This is a genomic window from Thermosphaera sp. (genome assembly GCA_038827615.1).
In the GTDB taxonomy this organism is placed as follows: domain Archaea; phylum Thermoproteota; class Thermoprotei_A; order Sulfolobales; family Desulfurococcaceae; genus Thermosphaera.
Genome location: JAWBNK010000001.1, coordinates 14815 through 31074 on the forward strand (window position 1 = coordinate 14815; position 16260 = coordinate 31074).

Annotated in this window: 18 protein-coding genes and 1 CRISPR repeat array (1 of these 19 only partly in view); of the genes, 17 read left to right on the forward strand and 1 reads right to left on the reverse strand. The window is 55.4% G+C overall.

Going from position 1 to position 16260, the window contains the following annotated elements; all coding sequences use genetic code 11:
• Positions 1 to 835: a CRISPR direct-repeat array (repeat unit 24 nt; unit sequence GAAACAATAGAGAAAAATTGAAAG) (it extends 2447 nt beyond the left edge of the window).
• Between the two features lie 110 nt (positions 836 to 945).
• The gene (locus QXH45_00090) at positions 946 to 2883 is read right to left on the reverse strand and encodes a phosphoadenosine phosphosulfate reductase family protein (GenBank protein MEM2077657.1); all 1938 of its coding nucleotides are present in this window, start codon (positions 2881 to 2883) and stop codon (positions 946 to 948) included.
• A 109-nt stretch (positions 2884 to 2992) separates the two neighbouring features.
• Here QXH45_00090 and cedA1 point away from each other — a divergent pair, with 109 nt between their 5' ends.
• The 17 genes from cedA1 (at position 2993) to QXH45_00175 (ending at position 16252) form a co-directional block, all read left to right on the forward strand.
• On the forward strand, positions 2993 to 3256 hold the full coding sequence (gene cedA1, locus QXH45_00095) for a DNA import protein CedA1 (GenBank protein MEM2077658.1): 264 nt from the start codon (positions 2993 to 2995) through the stop codon (positions 3254 to 3256).
• Between the two features lie 26 nt (positions 3257 to 3282).
• A complete protein-coding gene (locus tag QXH45_00100) occupies positions 3283 to 4650 on the forward strand; it encodes a hypothetical protein (protein MEM2077659.1) in 1368 nt (455 codons plus the stop codon).
• Between the two features lie 270 nt (positions 4651 to 4920).
• Complete coding sequence (locus tag QXH45_00105; GenBank protein ID MEM2077660.1) at positions 4921 to 6402, forward strand: TraM recognition domain-containing protein; 1482 nt, start codon at positions 4921 to 4923, stop codon at positions 6400 to 6402.
• Positions 6403 to 6551: 149 nt separating this feature from the next.
• Complete coding sequence (locus tag QXH45_00110) at positions 6552 to 7364, forward strand: putative RNA uridine N3 methyltransferase (protein ID MEM2077661.1); 813 nt, start codon at positions 6552 to 6554, stop codon at positions 7362 to 7364.
• Between the two features lie 65 nt (positions 7365 to 7429).
• The gene (locus QXH45_00115) at positions 7430 to 8617 is read left to right on the forward strand and encodes a 50S ribosomal protein L3 (GenBank protein ID MEM2077662.1); all 1188 of its coding nucleotides are present in this window, start codon (positions 7430 to 7432) and stop codon (positions 8615 to 8617) included.
• Positions 8618 to 8626: 9 nt separating this feature from the next.
• On the forward strand, positions 8627 to 9442 hold the full coding sequence (gene rpl4p / locus QXH45_00120; protein ID MEM2077663.1) for a 50S ribosomal protein L4: 816 nt from the start codon (positions 8627 to 8629) through the stop codon (positions 9440 to 9442).
• Positions 9439 to 9714 (forward strand): 50S ribosomal protein L23, encoded by a 276-nt coding sequence (locus tag QXH45_00125; protein MEM2077664.1) that lies wholly within the window; start codon positions 9439 to 9441, stop codon positions 9712 to 9714. Before rpl4p ends, QXH45_00125 begins: the two co-directional genes overlap by 4 nt.
• A gap of 11 nt (positions 9715 to 9725) precedes the next feature.
• Entirely contained in the window at positions 9726 to 10445 is a 720-nt protein-coding gene (locus QXH45_00130; protein ID MEM2077665.1) for a 50S ribosomal protein L2, read from the forward strand.
• 70 nt (positions 10446 to 10515) lie between these two features.
• A complete protein-coding gene (locus QXH45_00135) occupies positions 10516 to 11439 on the forward strand; it encodes a MoxR family ATPase (GenBank protein MEM2077666.1) in 924 nt (307 codons plus the stop codon).
• Positions 11423 to 13321: a VWA domain-containing protein gene (locus QXH45_00140; GenBank protein MEM2077667.1), complete on the forward strand. Its 1899-nt coding sequence runs from the start codon at positions 11423 to 11425 to the stop codon at positions 13319 to 13321. Before QXH45_00135 ends, QXH45_00140 begins: the two co-directional genes overlap by 17 nt.
• 62 nt (positions 13322 to 13383) lie before the next feature.
• On the forward strand, positions 13384 to 13815 hold the full coding sequence (locus tag QXH45_00145) for a 30S ribosomal protein S19 (protein ID MEM2077668.1): 432 nt from the start codon (positions 13384 to 13386) through the stop codon (positions 13813 to 13815).
• Positions 13816 to 13823: 8 nt separating this feature from the next.
• On the forward strand, positions 13824 to 14297 hold the full coding sequence (locus tag QXH45_00150) for a 50S ribosomal protein L22 (GenBank protein ID MEM2077669.1): 474 nt from the start codon (positions 13824 to 13826) through the stop codon (positions 14295 to 14297).
• 1 nt (position 14298) lies between these two features.
• The gene (locus tag QXH45_00155; protein MEM2077670.1) at positions 14299 to 14979 is read left to right on the forward strand and encodes a 30S ribosomal protein S3; all 681 of its coding nucleotides are present in this window, start codon (positions 14299 to 14301) and stop codon (positions 14977 to 14979) included.
• Entirely contained in the window at positions 14969 to 15208 is a 240-nt protein-coding gene (rpmC, locus tag QXH45_00160) for a 50S ribosomal protein L29 (GenBank protein MEM2077671.1), read from the forward strand. Before QXH45_00155 ends, rpmC begins: the two co-directional genes overlap by 11 nt.
• Positions 15186 to 15464, forward strand: coding sequence for a ribonuclease P protein subunit (locus QXH45_00165; GenBank protein MEM2077672.1), 279 nt, complete (start codon positions 15186 to 15188; stop codon positions 15462 to 15464). Before rpmC ends, QXH45_00165 begins: the two co-directional genes overlap by 23 nt.
• Positions 15465 to 15470: 6 nt before the next feature.
• Positions 15471 to 15824, forward strand: a complete 354-nt coding sequence (locus tag QXH45_00170; protein ID MEM2077673.1) for a 30S ribosomal protein S17 — start codon at positions 15471 to 15473, stop codon at positions 15822 to 15824.
• Entirely contained in the window at positions 15824 to 16252 is a 429-nt protein-coding gene (locus QXH45_00175; protein MEM2077674.1) for a 50S ribosomal protein L14, read from the forward strand. The genes QXH45_00170 and QXH45_00175 overlap by 1 nt, the downstream gene beginning before the upstream one ends.
• The last annotated feature ends 8 nt before the right edge of the window (positions 16253 to 16260 follow it).

Genomic DNA, 16260 nt, shown 5'->3' on the forward strand with positions numbered 1-16260 from the left:
GTCGAGCATTGGCTTCGGCAAGCTCATGAAACAATAGAGAAAAATTGAAAGGATAATTTTTTCAGCACTATTAAGGATAATCATAGCATAAGGAAACAATAGAGAAAAATTGAAAGAATATACAAATAACCTAGCATGCTTCATGCTTACCACAAATTGAAACAATAGAGAAAAATTGAAAGTCCAAGTGGTCTAAGTCCAGCGTTTCACCCACGTGTTTGAAACAATAGAGAAAAATTGAAAGTTCCACGAATTTCCCTTTTGCTTTACTTTCCTCACACAGAAGAATAAGAAACAATAGAGAAAAATTGAAAGCCTTGCTTTCTAAGTATGGACGCCCATAGTTACTTAAGCTTGAAACAATAGAGAAAAATTGAAAGCCCATCGCTGCTCTGAGCAACACTCTCATAGTGCCCTCCCTTGAAACAATAGAGAAAAATTGAAAGCTCGTTTCCTCGGGGTTTACGGTAATATTGTCCAACGTCCCGAAACAATAGAGAAAAATTGAAAGTGAAAACACGTTTTTCGTTGAGAGCCAGCTGATGGAGGGAAACAATAGAGAAAAATTGAAAGTAATAGGAGGTATTGCGGGATACGAGTACGGCAAAAATAAGGGAAACAATAGAGAAAAATTGAAAGATTGTAACGTTAATAACACAGTTATCAAGCACTGTAGTTAAGAAACAATAGAGAAAAATTGAAAGCTAACGCTTCGCTTTCATCATTCTTAAGCTTATCCCACAGCGAAACAATAGAGAAAAATTGAAAGCATTATGCCGTTGCTATATACTTGTTCAAATTTAAACCAGGGGAAACAATAGAGAAAAATTGAAAGATGTTATCGATAAGCGTGTTATTCGTGAAGGTGGATTCTTGGCTGAAGACTAGGAGAAGGTGGTGTTGAACCACACCTGTCCAGCATACACGCCGAGTCCTGAGCGAATTCTACCTCCTGGTTTTAACTCTTCTACGCGAGGGCCTCTTGAAGGCTTTCGGGCTGTCAAGTATTAAAGCTACTACTATTTTCTCGACGAGCTGGTCGCTTATGGGGCAAGCCTCCAGGTAGCGTTTCCTCTCGTCACCGCCCACGTTCTCGGCGAGCACCGGCCCCTGCTGGGTCAGCCTGCCAGCCCCCTTCGGGATCCACAGGATGCAGCTTCCACACTTAACGCAACCATACATCCTATATATTATCTTCAAGACGTCGACGAGGTCTTCGAGGTTTTCACCATCCCTGAAGGGCTTAACAGTCACTGCGCTCCCCTCTATCGCGATGCTCGTGCTCGCCGAGGAAACAACCACTCCGCCCGCACCCTCCTCGTACTTGTACCCTATCCCCTCAACATTCTGCTTGAACACTTCGGCGTAGGACGGCTCCAGCACTCTCTTATTGAACTCGACAGTCAGCTCCTCCCCAACCAGCCTCCTCGCCACAGGGGCCAGGCCTATCCTGCCAGCGAGAAGCCTCCTCCTATACTCCTCCCTCCAGTCGACAACGTATCCTTGAACATGCCTGGCAACCCTCTTCTTAGCCGTAGCCGGCGTGAGCCACCTCCACAAGCCGAGCTTAACCCACTCCTCAGGCTGGTTCAAACTCCTCCTCCACTGCTCGAGAATTCTCCTCCACTTCTCCCAGAGCTCTGGGTAGGTTTCTTCAACATCCTTGAACTCGGCTAGAGTGCTGGACGGGCAGAGGTAGCAGCCCAGCCTGTCGAAACCCTTCAAGTACAGCTTGTTGAAGGGTAGGTCGTGCTTGAAGATGTACAGCCATCCTGCAAGCTGGCTCCAGTACTGAATCGGCGAAGTAGTAACCAAGTGGGGTATCCACTTATTCCTCCAAACCCTCGGGCTCTTCGCCCTGTCAAGCGACTCGAAAGCCCTCTGACCCACAACGTTGAAGGCCCCGTTAGGCCACAAGCCCCTCGCAAGCTTGGCTATAGGAACCAGCTTGGCTATCTTGCAACACCACCTATAGTCCTTCCCAGGCGGGCCGAACACCTCAACCCCCCTCCAGAAGGCATCACCGGCTGATGCTACGTGAAGCCTCAGCCCATACTTCTCCGAAACCTCCTCAACGTTTCTAAGGGTCTCAGGGAGCTCCAGCCCGGTGTCATTGAAGATCATCTCCCCTCCACCCAGTGCTCTCACCGTTAAGTCCAGGGCTATCAAGCTGTCCTTGCCCCCCGAGTACGAGACGACAATGGGCAGGCGATACTTTCCATGCAGCTTCTCAAGAAACCTCGTCGAAGCCTCCTCGAGAGCCTTCAACCCTTCCTCATTAAAACGTATCACATCGCTCATCGACACAGCCCTCCCGCTCGTCTCAACAGGCCTGGGCTTCTCCAGGAAGGTTTTAACCACGATCAGCCTCCCATCATACTTCTCCGCAAGACCCCTCACCCTGCCCTTAGAGTCCACTATGACGGCTTGAACCCCTTGGAGCTCAGCACTCCCCACAGCCCTCCCAACGTACACGGGCCCGTCAACCCTGTACTGCTCGACAAGCCCCTCCTCCAGGGCCAGGAGGGCTCCCGAGTGAGTCAGCCTGAACCTCCACTTCTCCCTGAAAGGGTCGTAGTAGAGCTGGCCCAGCACGTTGCCCGAGGCAACAACCTCCCACATCTGATCCCAGTGGGGGACCTTGTTGAGGAGGAGGAACTGGTTCTCGAAGAACCTCGAGAACAAGCGTGAATCCCCGTACTCGTAGAGCACGGCGCTCCTCAGCTTCTCCACATCTCCCTGGAAAGCCGGGCGGGCATCCCCCGGCTCGGACAGCCTCACAACGTAGTAGAGGTCTATTTCCTCCTGCCTCGGCTTCACTATCGGCGTGTTCCGCCAGGGATCCCAGTATATCCTAGCCACCCTCGGCCAAGCCCACCGCATGAAGCCCCTCCCTTCATGAAACCTGGATCGTAAACACAGTTATATATCAGGCGTAAGTTTCGCCCGACCCGCCGGGATAACACGAGCCCACACCCTCAGGGTGGAGCCCATGGACATGCTCGAGTTCGTGAGAAGCCTAACCCTCACCATAGTCGGGCTGGCATGGATAGTCTTCATGCTCTCGTGGGCGGTTGGCTGGGTCCTGAAAGGGCTGCCCCTCCCCTTCATGCGCGTCAAGAAAACAGGGGCAAGAATGATAGAGGACACCGTCTGGGCCGCGTTCTGGCTGGCCATGGGGACAACGGTGTTCGCCGCGATATCCTACATCGTCTCAATAGTCTACCAGCCCATGCCCCCGCCGCCCCCGGTTTGAGGAAGGATCGTCAAAGCGTGTCCCCCATGGACTACTTGATCCTAGCTTTCTACCTCTCCACGCTCTCATACTACACGGGCGTCTTGATCAAAGCCCTCCCGCTACCGCTCTACGGCTTGAAGAAGCTGGGGAACACGCTGATGATCGACGGAGTCTACTCGGCAGTCCTCGCCTTCTCCTTTCGAGCCGTGCTCGGACTCCTCGACTACTTGGCCGCGATGCTGGGGGTGGACTGGCCCCTCTACACCAGCTGGGTCCTGGTGAGGCTCAACGAGCTCCTCGCGCTGATGGGGGTTTTGAAGATACTTGGAGCCATCCTGAGCAGGACGGGGCTCTCGTTCGTGTCGACAGGGCTTATCAGCCCCTTGACCAGCCAGCTCACCGCCGTCTCAACAACCATAATCATACTCTACGCCACCAGCACAGTGCTCAGCAGGCTCAGGGAGACCCTGATAGCCATGGGCATAATGCTGCACGCAGTCCCCTTCAGGCTGACGAGGAGCGTCGGCGCAGTCCTAATATCCCTCCCAATAGTATTCTCCATAGGAGCCCCCCTGATGCCCGCCTTCATCGAGACCATATCGGGCAACACGCCGCCCATGCCATACGACCAGAGCAGAACCCAGTCGGTAGCCCTAGTCTTCAAGGACAGGCTCGGAGGCGGCATCGGCTTCGGAGTAGTGGAGGGCTACGACGCCAGGGGAGAGCTCATATACAGGTACGCAGTGAGCGAGAAAGGGGTCGTTTTGAAAACGTTCTACAGCGGGGGCTTCCCCGCATTCCAGCACACAATGGTCTTCACCTTCGCCGACAGACAGTACATGCTGGAGTTCAACCCCTCAAAGCACTTTGCGAACGGCTGGGTCAACTCAACCCTCATAGTCCCCGACGCCATATCCCTGGGCGTGAACAGGATCCTGTTCTTCGACTGCGACTTCAACGTTTCAAGCACGGCTAGGGAGGGAAACGCCACGGTCGTCTTGATCACCACGCAGACCCCGTGCAGGGTTGAAGCATACTTTCAATCAAGCGATGCAGCAGAGGTATACTTAAACGGCTCGAGGATCGACTCGGGCTCCAGCCTAACCTGGAGCGGGCTGAGGCTGCAGAAGATGGTATTCGACAAGCCCCCGGGCACGGGCAACTTGACGATAATATCGTGGTTCAAAGGCTACGACAGGATCCAGGTCGAAGAGCAACCCTTCATCTCATCAATGATCGACTTCAACGCGATGGATCCCGAGTCCCTGGTCTACCCGGTCTCCCTCATCATGGTCGACCTATTGATCCTCCCACTGGTCTACACCGGAATACTGGTCACAGCATCCCTCGCGCTGGCCAGGCTGCTGGGGGGTGTCTCGCCACGGGTGGCAAGAACCCTGGCCGGCGTGTAGCGAGGCCCAGCCTCCTCCTCGCAGCGCTCTCCATAGCGGCAGCTCTAGCCAGCCTAGCCGAGGGGGATTGGGCCGGAGCCCTCTTCATCCTAGCCCCGGCGACCGCTTACCAGGCTATAGCGCGGTGGCTCGGCGTTGAAGAGGATCGTGGAGAAGGTTAGAAGCATCCTAGGGCTGGTTGACGGGGAGGTCGCGATCGACCCCCCGGACGTCATCACTATCCTCCGCGACGGCCGGGTAGCGGCTTCACGAGTCCTCGTCTGCAGGAGCGTGGACTACGCGGTGAGGGATTTCTCGGAGGCGTCGGCGAGGCGCTACATGGAGGCTTTCGCCACCATCATCAGCAAGCTCCCCGTGAACGCGGAGGTCAGAGTGGTCAAGGATGAAGTAGACGTTAAATGGTTTACGAGGAGGCTGGTCAACGAGATCCTCAACACAAGGGTTAGGCTCGAATCCTCGATGGATGAGCACTCAAGGGTGAAGCACAGGGTCAGGCTCGACACTCTCAGCAAGCTATACGAGGCGGTTTTGAAGGGGGAGGCCCTTTCTAAAACCGTGATCGTAGTCAAGATCAGGGCGAGGGCGAGGCGGCTCGAGGAAGCCCGCTCAATCCTCGACTACCACGAGTCAGCCGTTTCAAGCGTCTTCAAAAACTACTACGGGCTCGTCCTGGAGAGGGCGTCTAAGAAGGAGCTTGCAAGGCTCCTGGCGCTTGACCTGAACCTCGACGAGCCGAGCCGTATGCCCTCAGTGGTCGCCGAGTCGCTGAGGCTTGGCTTCCTCCACCCGTTCCCGCTCGAGAAGAAGTACGCGGGGCTGGAGGGAGTCTTCATAGGGGTCGACCTCAGGGACGGCGGGGCGGTGCTAATCCCCGTTGAACAGTTGTTCAAGCACATGGTAGTAATAGGTCCAACGGGCAGGGGGAAGACGACCCTGCTGGCGGCGATGATAGAGTCCGCGACCATTGCGGAGGAGTTAAGGATCACCTCCCTGGACTTCAAGGGAGACCTCGTCAAATACCTGCCCCCAAAGCTCCTCAGGGTCTACACCCCCGACGACATAGTGGTGAACCTGGCTCAGAGGCCCCCGTACACCACCGAGCCGGATTGGAGGATGATAGTCACCGACGCGCTGTCAAACGCTTTAAACGCCGACCCGGGCAAGATCGTTGAAGCCCTGGAGCCGGTTGAGAAGGCAGGGGTTTCAGCCCTCCTCCACAGAGGGGAGAGCAGCATACTGCTCCCCTTGTTCGAGCTCTTCAACAGGCCGGGCCGCTACGAGGCTTTAGAGGGCTTGCACGGAGAGAACTCCCTCATCGATCTAAGCAGCAAGAGCCTCCTCTACCAGAACGTTTACGCCGGAGTCATCATAGGGGTGTTGAGGCACGCGCTCTTAAAGAGGGGAGGTCTGGGAAACCTGATCGTAGTGGATGAAGCCTGGAGGGTCGGCAGGCTGAGGAGCCTCGCCGAGCTGGTGAAGGAGGGGCGGAGCAGGAGGGTTGGCGTCGTCCTAGCCACGCAGAACCCCGGGGACCTGCCCCGGGAGATACTGGAGAACGCCTCCAACATCGTTTTCTTCGGCTCCCTCGACGAGGAGTATGTTGCCAGGGCCTTGAAGACGACCGGGTTGAGCGAAGACTACGCGCAGCATGTGAGGAGGCTTGGAGTGGGGGAGGCGCTGTACGTTAACGCTGATTCAGCCGCCCCGGTGTTCCTGAGGGTTAAAACGCCGCTCTCGCTGAACCCTTCTTGATTTAAAACCCCTTTCCAACATCTATGATAGTGTCGGCTGCTCAGGAGGTGTTTATAGATGGGCGGGAGGCAGAGGACCACCATCTTCATGACCAAGGAGAAGGTGAGGCCCGGCGAGAAGCAAGCTAAGGAGAAGCAATAGGGTTTTGAATGACTGAGGTCTCGGTAGCAATCCCCACGAGCATCCTCCAGGTCGAGTCCACCCTCCTCCTGAAAACCCTCAGAGTCCACCAGGTTGCGAGGACGCTGAGCATATTCGGGGTTTCAACAGCTGTTTTCTACAGGGATTTCGAAACAGGGGAGCAGGAGCACGAGGAGTACGCTGAGCTGATACGGAGGCAGTGGAGCTTCTTCTTCACACCCCCCTACCTCAGGAGGAGGCTCGTGCCGATCCACCCGTTGCTCAGACACGTCGGCATGCTCCCCCCGATACGCCTCTCATGGTTCGACGCCCCCAGGGAGCTGGAGCCCGGGGATGAGAGAGTAGCTTTCATCGCGAAGTCGAAAAGAGGCTTCAAAGCCCACGTCGACTCCTCCCGGGTTTTCAAGGCGGTGGGAGACTGCCGCGAGGGCTTCAGCGTGGTCAGGGTTTCAAGCCCGGAGTCCGGGGTCGTCGAGTGCTTGGACAAGGAGTTCTACAGGGGTCCCCGCCTTGTCTTCAAGAACAGCTTGAAGCAAGTATACGAGGACAGCGCGGGCTTCAAGATCATAGCGACCAGCAGGTATGGGCGGGTGCCCGGGGTCGACGACCTCCTCGCGCTGGGGATGCATGAGAGGGTTCTAATAGTGTTCGGCTCCCCTAGGAGGGGGCTTCACGAAATGGCTAGGGCGGAGGGGATCGGGGAGCTCGGAGAGGTCTGGAACACTGTGCCGGGGCAGCTGGTCAAGACCGTGAGGACGGAGGAGGCTTTAATAATAACTCTGGGATTGGTGAATTATGCTTTAAGATTAAAAGGGCTTTGAGGAATTAGATTGAACAATATGCTTTAAAACCTGGTATAATAATCCATCCATGAAGGTGGAAGCTAATGGGCCATAGAAAGCTGCACGCGCCGAGACACGGAAGCCTTGGCGTGAGGCCGAGGAAGAGAGCGGAGGAGATGACTCCGCGCGTCAGGACCTGGCCCAGCAAGACATGGGCTGAGCTGGCGTTGGAGAAGCATGGGAAGGAGGCTGAGAAGCGCGGACTGTCTTCGAAGCCAACGCTCCTCGGCTTCGCCGCCTACAAGGCCGGAATGACTCACGCCTTAATAGTCGAGGATAAACCCCACACCCCCTTTACCGGGAAGGAGGTTTTCACACCCGTCACGATACTCGATGCCCCGCCCATCGTTATCCTTGGTTTACGTGCTTACGGTTTCGGGGAGCAAGGCGGCCTCGTCTCGCTGGGCGAGGCCTGGAGGAGCCCTGTTGAAGCCGTTAAGAAGGCTTACGAGCAATACTACAGCGGCAATCCACTGCTGACGGAGAGCGCTGACGGCGTCGTTAGAAAGTATCTACTGGGGCTGAGGAAGCTTAACCACGGGCTCGTCAAGCCGGACCCCAGCGGCGCATACGGGTTCAAGTTCGTAGAGACGAACTGGGAGGAGGCTTTCAAGAAGGTGTTCACCGGCGACGTCGTCGAAGTCAGGGCGATAGCCTCCACAATACCCGTGCTCTCGGGCTTCGGCAAGAAGAAACCGGAGATAATTGAAGTAAAGATAGGCGGCGGAGGAGTCGATGAGGTAGTTAAGTACGGCGAAGCAATCCTGGGAGGCTTGGTGACGGCGCGCGACGTGTTCACCGAGGGACAGTTCATCGACGTGATAGGCGTGACCAAGGGCAAGGGGTTCCAGGGCGTTGTGAAGAGGTTCGGCGTCAAGGAGCTGCCGAGGTGGCATAAGCACAGGAAGGGTAGCAGGAAGATAGGGTCGAGAAGCCCTGCGTTCGGGACGATGAGCGAGCCCCCGCAGGCTGGCCAAATGGGCTTCCACAGGAGGACAGACTACAACAAGCGGGTCTTGAAGATAGGCGAGAACGGGCTCGAGGCAACCCCGAGCGGAGGCTTCCTCGGCTACGGCCTCGTCTACGGCCCCTACTTAATGGTCAAGGGCACGGTCTTCGGCCCTTCGAAGAGGCTCTTGATACTGAGGCACCCGGTTAGGCCGCCCAGCTGGATACCTTTGGAGGCGCCCAAGATCACGTATTTGAGCTTAGAGAGCAAGCAGGGTGCTTAGGTGGGATCCATGACCTGGACTCTGATGGCTCCGAGAGAGGTTGAAGGATTAACCGTTAAGGTATTCAACATCGACGGCGAAGCAGTCGAGAGCATAGCCCTCCCCCCGGTGTTCCAGCTACCGGTTAGGAAGGACTTGATAAGAAGGGCGTTCCTCTCAGCCTTCACGGCGATGCTTCAGCCAAAGGGCAGGGACCCGATGGCCGGTAGGAGGACGACAGCCAAGTACTGGGGAGTAGGCTACGGAATAGCCAGGGTTCCAAGACTCCCGAACGGAACAGCGAGGTTCGTAGTGAGCGCTAGGAAGGGCCACGCGGCCTTCCCGCCGACTCCCGAGGAGAAGATCCACGAGGAGGTGAACAAGAAGGAGAGGGTTCAAGCGATAGCCTCCGCGCTCGCCGCTGCTTCGAGGCTCGAGCTGGTTAAAGCCCGCGGCCACGTCTTCAGCGCTGAGGCAGTACCGATCGTCGTCGACGACGAGGTCGAGGAGAGGATAGAGAACTCCAAGCAGGCTAGGGAGTGGCTCATCAAGCTCGGCCTATGGGATGATGTCGTGAGGAGCCAGCAGGGGATTCGCATAAGGGCTGGCAGGGGGAAGATGAGGGGTAGGAGGTACGTTGAGCCCAAGAGCATTCTATTCGTCCTCACAGGCTACGATAAACCGCTGGCAAGGGCGGTGAGAAACCTCCCGGGCGTAGACATCGCGACCCCTGGAAACCTCAGCGTGCTGCATCTAGCGCCCGGAGGCGTCCCCGGGAGACTGACTGTTTTCTCAAAGAAGGCTTTAGAGGAGGTAGCCGGGAAGTTCGAGGTGGTGTTCCTGTGAGCAGCGACGTGGAGAGGCTCTACAAGATCATTGTGAGGCCTGTTCAGAGCGAGAAGGCGCTCGGCATGATAGACAAGCAGAACACGCTGACGTTCATAGTGGATATAAACGCTACAAAGAGCGAGGTTAAAAAAGCCGTGGAGACGCTGTTCAACGTTAAAGTTGAAAAAGTCAGAACCATGATAACCACTAAGGGGGAGAAGAAGGCCTACGTGAAGCTAGCCCCGGAGTACAAGGCTAGCGACGTAGCCGCTCAGATAGGGTTGATCTAGGGGTGGTTTGAATGGGTAAGAGGCTTATAGTGCAGAGAAGGGGGCGCGGATCCCCTAACTTCAGGACGCCCGACCACATACATGTTGCGCCGGCTAAATACCCGCTGGTAGCGTTCGACAAGACGTTCAAGGGCGTGGTGTCAGACTTCGTCCACGACCCCGGGAGATGGGTGCCGTTGGCTGAGATAGAGCTCGAGAACGGGCTGGTCTTCTACACTCCAGCGGTCGAGGGGATGTACAAGGGGCAAGTCGTAGAGATGGGTCCGTCGGCTAAACCCGTCCACGGGAACATCCTCCCGATAGGAGCAATACCCGAGGGCACGCAGGTATGCAATATCGAGAAGAACCCGGGCGACGGGGGCAGGTTCGTCAGAGCCAGCGGAACATACGCTATCATAGTGGGCAGGGCGGGAGGCAAGACCCAGGTCCAGCTTCCAAGCGGCAAGATAATCGAGGTTCCGAACGAGGCGAGAGCCACGGTCGGAGTGGTTGCGGGAGGCGGAAGGCTCGAGAAGCCTTTGCTCAAGGCTGGAGCAGCCCACTACAAGTGGAGCGCTAAGTCTAGATGGTGGCCCAGGGTCAGGGGCGTAGCAATGAACGCGGCTTTCCACCCGCACGGCGGCGGAAGCCACCAGCACGTTGGGAGGCCTTCAACAGTATCGAAGATGACTCCTCCGGGCAGGAAGGTTGGCCACATAGCGGCTCGGAGGACCGGGAGGAGGAAGGGCTAGCCCCTCCTTCTCGCTTTTTAGTATATATTGGCGTTACACATCATCATTCATGTGATTAAGGTTTCTCCAAATGCCCGCTTCCAATCCCCGCGAAGACCCCGTGGTGAAGAAGGTTTTCGAAACATACGACCCTGTCGTCAAGAAGAGGGAGAGAGTGAGAGACCCTGAGGAAATGATCGACTCGCTGAGGAGGGAGTTCAAGCTCGTCGTCAAGCCCCACGTGGTCTACTTAACCATTGCCTCCTTCATGAACAACAGGCCGGTCTTATTCGAGGGTCCGCCGGGGACGGGGAAGACCGAGATAGGGGAAGCAGTCCTATTCCTGTGGTCGGGCAAATCACCCTTCATTCTTCCATGTAGCGAGAACTACGACGAGTACAGGGTGATAGGCGACTTCCACCCTGCAATGGCCATGGCGAAGGGGTTCAACGAGGAAAGCTTCGTCCCGAGACCCCTGCTCGCGGCTTTAATCATGGGTACTGGAGTATTGATCGACGAGATAAGGAGGAGTAGCGAGGAATTCCAGAACATGTTGCTCGACATAATAGATAAGAGGAGGATAGTGATCCCCGAGTTGAGGAAGGTCTACTCCCAGCCGAGCGATGACTTCCAGGTCATCTTGACCAGCAACCCCTTGGACATCGCGCAGGGGGAGTTGAGCGACGCCTTCCTGAGGAGGGTTGTGAGAATAGAGTTCAAGTACCCCAGTGTCGAGGAGGAATACGAGATCGTCAGGCTGAAGCTCGGAGGCCTCGTAGAGAAGCTCAGCGACGAAGCCGTGCTCAAGGCCATTTCGATAGTCAATCACCTCAGGGATAAGGCGAACTATAAGCCCGGGATATCGGACACCGTCACCTGGCTCACCATGGCGGCCCTGCTCGCCGAGGCGAGAGGGAAGAGCAGGGTCGGAGATGAGGAGTTGAAGCAGGCTGGTTTTTCAACGCTGTATAAAAATCCCGAGGACGAGGATCTGATTAATGAGGTCCTGCGTTAGCGAGAACCCCGACTCGCTGAAGAGGGAGCTCGTCAAAAGGATCGATGAACAGGTTTCAACAGCCTTCAGGGAGACGGGCTACACCGGGCTACCCGTGGATAAAATGCTCCTGTACGTGAAGCTGTGCATAACGCTTGAAGCCATTCTCAAGGACAAGGGGGGTTTGGAGGAGTATAAGGAGGCTGTTAAGCGGGCCCTCGGCATTAAACCGCCGGAGAAGCCCAGCGAGGAGTCCCTGGCTTCTTTCAGCGTAAACCACTCCTTTCAAGCAAAGCTCTCGAGGCTTAAGACCCTTAGGGTGTCGGACATATTGAGCAGGGATTCAACCCCGCAGGAGGTCATGGAGTACATATGGTATAGGAAGACGGGCGTGATAAGGAGGCATAAGAGCGGCGGGTTCATCGTCGACGCTGAGAGGTTGAAGAGCGTGGGCAACAGGGGCTCTATCACGGCTAGGGACATCAACAAGTACCTCGGCGAGATACCTAGCTCCCTATGGGGAAAGATAGTATCCGGGAGCATGCTCGAGAAGATGTCAAAGAGCGAGATAATAGAGTTCGCGAGCAGGTTCTACGGTAGAAACCCCAGCATCGACAGGAGGATAGACCAAGAGGTCGCGTCGAGGTTGAGCTCGGGCTGGCCAATGAGCTTCGATGAGTACAGGAGGATCGAGAAGATCGTGAGCAAGGTCTCCAGCAGGATTAAAAGAGAGGCCATCCCACCCTACGCGCTACCCTTCATTAACACGGGATCGTTGACCAGGGAGGAGTACTCCAGGCTCGTTGAAAGGCTAGAGGAGCTCCCGCTCAGGGACAGGTGGAGGATAGTTGACAAGATATACAGGAGCGACCAGCACGCGGGCCTCCTCAAGGACCTAGGGGCCTTTACGCTCGCCGGCGTTGGAAACCCTGAGAGATTGAGGGAGCCGTCGCGGTCTAAATCGCTCCTCGGGAAGGCCTTGATGAACTATATATCGTTCCTGCTTACAAGGGATCCATCATACCTCGACTACTCCCTGTACTTAGCCGGTAAGGTTGACCCCGACTCCCTGGAGCCGGGGCTCAGAAGGGTTTACGAGGGGCTGGTCTCCCGGGACTCCAAGAAGCTTTTAACAGCGATCGCTAGGCAGAACCCTGCCGAATCCGTTGAAGCCCTATCCTACAAGGTCTGGGAGCACGCGTCCCTCCAAGGCAGGCTCGAGCTAGAGCCCGGCGTCCTCAAGAGAGCGGTTGAAATAGGATGCGCGATCCTCAACAGGGCGTGGTCCAGCAGGGGAAGGAGGGCTGAGCTGAAGCCTTCGACCGTGAAGGGGAGGGTTGATGTCAGGAAGACCATGTATAGGCGCGTCAGAATGGACGACACCATCCTATACAGGAGGAGGGAGAGGAGAGCCAGGGTGGTCGGAGTCGTTGACGTCAGCGGGAGCATGTCGAGGTTCTCCCTATGGTCGATCCTCTCCCTGGCCTCCATATCCCCGGTTCTAAGCGGAGTCGTAATATTCTCCGAGAAGCCGACGGTCTACAAGGGGCCTGGTTCGAAGTCGCAGAAGCTAGTGGTAAGGTACTTGGAGAACCTGTTCCGCCACGGCTTCAAAGGATACACTAACATATCCAGCGCCCTCAGGGAGGCCTACAGGTTCTGCGTTAGAACGGGTTCGAACACCATTGTCTTGTTCAGCGACCTCCAGCAGACGGTTCAAGACGTTGACCCGTGGATCGAAGCCGGGAACATCGCGGCTAAGGGGCTGAGGATAATAGTTTTTGCCCCCTCTCGAACCGATGAGAAAGTAGTGGACTTGATGAAGAGGGCTGGCTGCCTGGTTGAAACAGTGCCGAGCCCTGAGAAGATACCAAAGATTTTAAAAAGGAAATTAAATGTTTAAAATACAGTCTAGCTTAGATTTAGTTAACACAATGCTTACGCGCTAGGTGAACAGGGTTGACGCTGAGCTTGCAGGACATGCCGGTTGAATGGAGGAAGTTTAAATACAGAGGCTACAGCCTCGAGGAGCTACTGAACATGCCGATGGACGATTTAATCAACCTGCTCTCCTCGAGGCAGAGGAGGAGCTTGAAAAGGGGTCTAACTAGGGCCCAGATCAGGCTTCTAGCCAGGATTAGAAGGGTCCGCAGCAACCCCGAGCTCGCCAAGAAGGGCGTCATTAAGACTCACGTGAGGGACATGGTCATCCTCCCCGAGATGATTGGTTTAACCATCGCGGTGTACAACGGCAAGGAGTTCATTCCAGTCAAGATATCGCCGGAGATGATTGGGCACTACCTCGGCGAGTTCAGCATAACCACGAAGAAGGTTACTCACGGAGAACCGGGTTTGAAGGCTACTCGTAGCAGCAGGTTCGTAGCGCTGGCTAAGTAGGTGGTATCATGCCCACATGGCACTACTCCGTTAGCTTCATGGATGAGTCGAAGATTGCTAAGGCGGCTAGAATCGATATCCCTGTTTCAATAAAGTATATGAGGGAGATAGCCTACACCCTGAAGGGCATGAAGCTCCAGGACGCGATAAGGTTTCTCGAGGACGTTTTGAAGATGAAGCAAGCGGTGCCCTTCAGAAGATATACGGGGAAGCTGAGCCATAAGAGGGGGCTTGCGGACAGGTTTAAATGGCCCATAGGCAGGTACCCGGTTAAGGGCGCCAGGTACATGCTGGAGGTATTGAGGAATGTTGAAGCCAACGCCGAGAACAAGGGGTTGGATAAGGACAAGCTCGTCATAATCCACATAGCTGCTCACAAGGGGATGACTATTAAAAGGTACATGCCCAGGGCTTTCGGCAGGGCCACTCCCAAGTACAGGAGGCTAAGCAACGTGGAGGTAGTGGTCAGAGAGGTGGGCTAGGATGGTTGGTCCAAGGGTTAAATCCTACTTTCTCTCATATGGTTTGAAGAAGCTCATGATAGACGAGTTCCTAGCGAACTATTTCAAAGACGCTGGGTACGCCGGCGTTGAAGTATTCAGGACTCCCACGGGGCACAGGGTGGTGGTATACGCTGAGTACCCTGGGAGACTGATCGGGCGCGGAGGAAGCGTAATAAAGAAGTTGACGACCATACTGCAGACTCGCTTCGGGCTGGAGAACGTGAACATAACCGTCTCGCCGGTAATGGATCCCGACTTGAACGCGAGAGTGGTCGCGTTCAGGATCGTCAGGGCCCTCGAGAAGGAGATACCCTTCAGGAGGGTCATGATGGGAATGCTGAAGAGGATAATGGATGCTGGCGCAGTGGGCGCCGAGATCATCATCAGCGGTAAGCTGAGAGGCGAGAGGGCTACTTACGAGAAGATGAGGGTTGGAAAGATATACAAGGCTGGAGAACCCGTCGAATACATCGTCGACAGGGCCGTCGCGAGAGCCCTGTTGAAGCCCGGTATATACGGTGTAGAGGTATTGATCGTTAAGCCGGGGATAAGGCTCCCAGACCACGTGGAGATAAAATCCGTTAAACCGGAGGCTTTGAAGCAAGCCCCGGCGGCAGGGGAGCAGGAGTCGCCCGTGGAGGGTGGTGGAGTTGAAGGCTGACGAGATAAGGAAGATGAGCCCTGAGGAGAGGATGGTTAAGCTTAACGAGCTCAGGCTCGAGCTTGTTAAGCTGAGGCTTCAGTCCAAGCTTGGAACGCTCACTAACACTGCTAGAATAAGGAACGTTAGAAGGGATATTGCAAGGATCCTCACAGTGATGCGCGAGGAAGCCGGTAGGGTTGTGAAAGAGGAGAAGGAGGGCGGTGTTGTTGAAGAGGAGAAGCAGTAATCTACTATACCATGAACTCATCGGGTTGAAAGCCAGGATCCTCGAGTACCCGGACCCGTCTATTAAGGGTTTTCAGGGGGAAGTAGTCGATGAGACCCTTAAAACCCTCGTGCTCAGCGACGGCTCCCGTAGGATTAGGGTTTTCAAGGAAAACGGTGTTTTCATGTTTACTCTTCCGAGTGGTGAAAACGTGATTATTAAAGGGTTTAAGTTATTGGGTAGACCATGGGATCGTGTTAAAATGGTTTTGAGGTAGGTTTACATGAGCAGGAGCCAGGTCAACAATATAGGTTTAGAGGGGATCAACCCTCCGGAGAGGAGCTGTGAAGACCCGAAGTGCCCCTGGCACGGACACGTGAAGGTTAGAGGAGTAGTGCTGACTGGAGTTGTAAGTAAGAGGAAGGCTCACGGAATGGTCGTCGTGAGGCACGACTACCTCCACTATGTGAAGAAGTACATGAGGTATGAGAAGAGGAAGAAGCACATACACGCTCACCTCCCGCCATGCATTGAGGTGGGAGAGGGAGACGTGGTAGTCATAGGGGAGACCAGGCCCTTGGCTAAGACTGTTTCATTCGTCGTGCTGGGAGTAGTTAAGAAGGCGGGTGTTGTGTAATGGGTGCGAAGAGAGCGGTAGCGGGTAAGCCGGCCTTCTCCAGAAGGAGGATTAACACCGGGCTGCAGGTTCAAACCGTTGCTAAAGTCGCCGATAACAGCGGAGCCAAGGAAGTCATGATCGTCGGCGTTCCAGGCTATCATGGAAGGCTTAGAAGGGTACCCCCTGCAGGCGTCGGCGACTTAGTCGTCGTCAGCGTTAAGAAGGGAATACCCGAGATGAGGAAGCAGATCTTCAAAGCAATAGTCGTTAGGCAGAGGAGACCGTACAAGAGAGCCGACGGAACCTGGATAGCTTTCGAGGACAACGCTGTAGTGATACTCACTCCAGAGGGTACGCCAAAGGGAAGCGAGATAAGGGGACCCATAGCTAGAGAGGCCGCTGAGAGATGGCCTCAGATAGCTAACCTGGCTTCAATGATAATATAGGGGGTGTT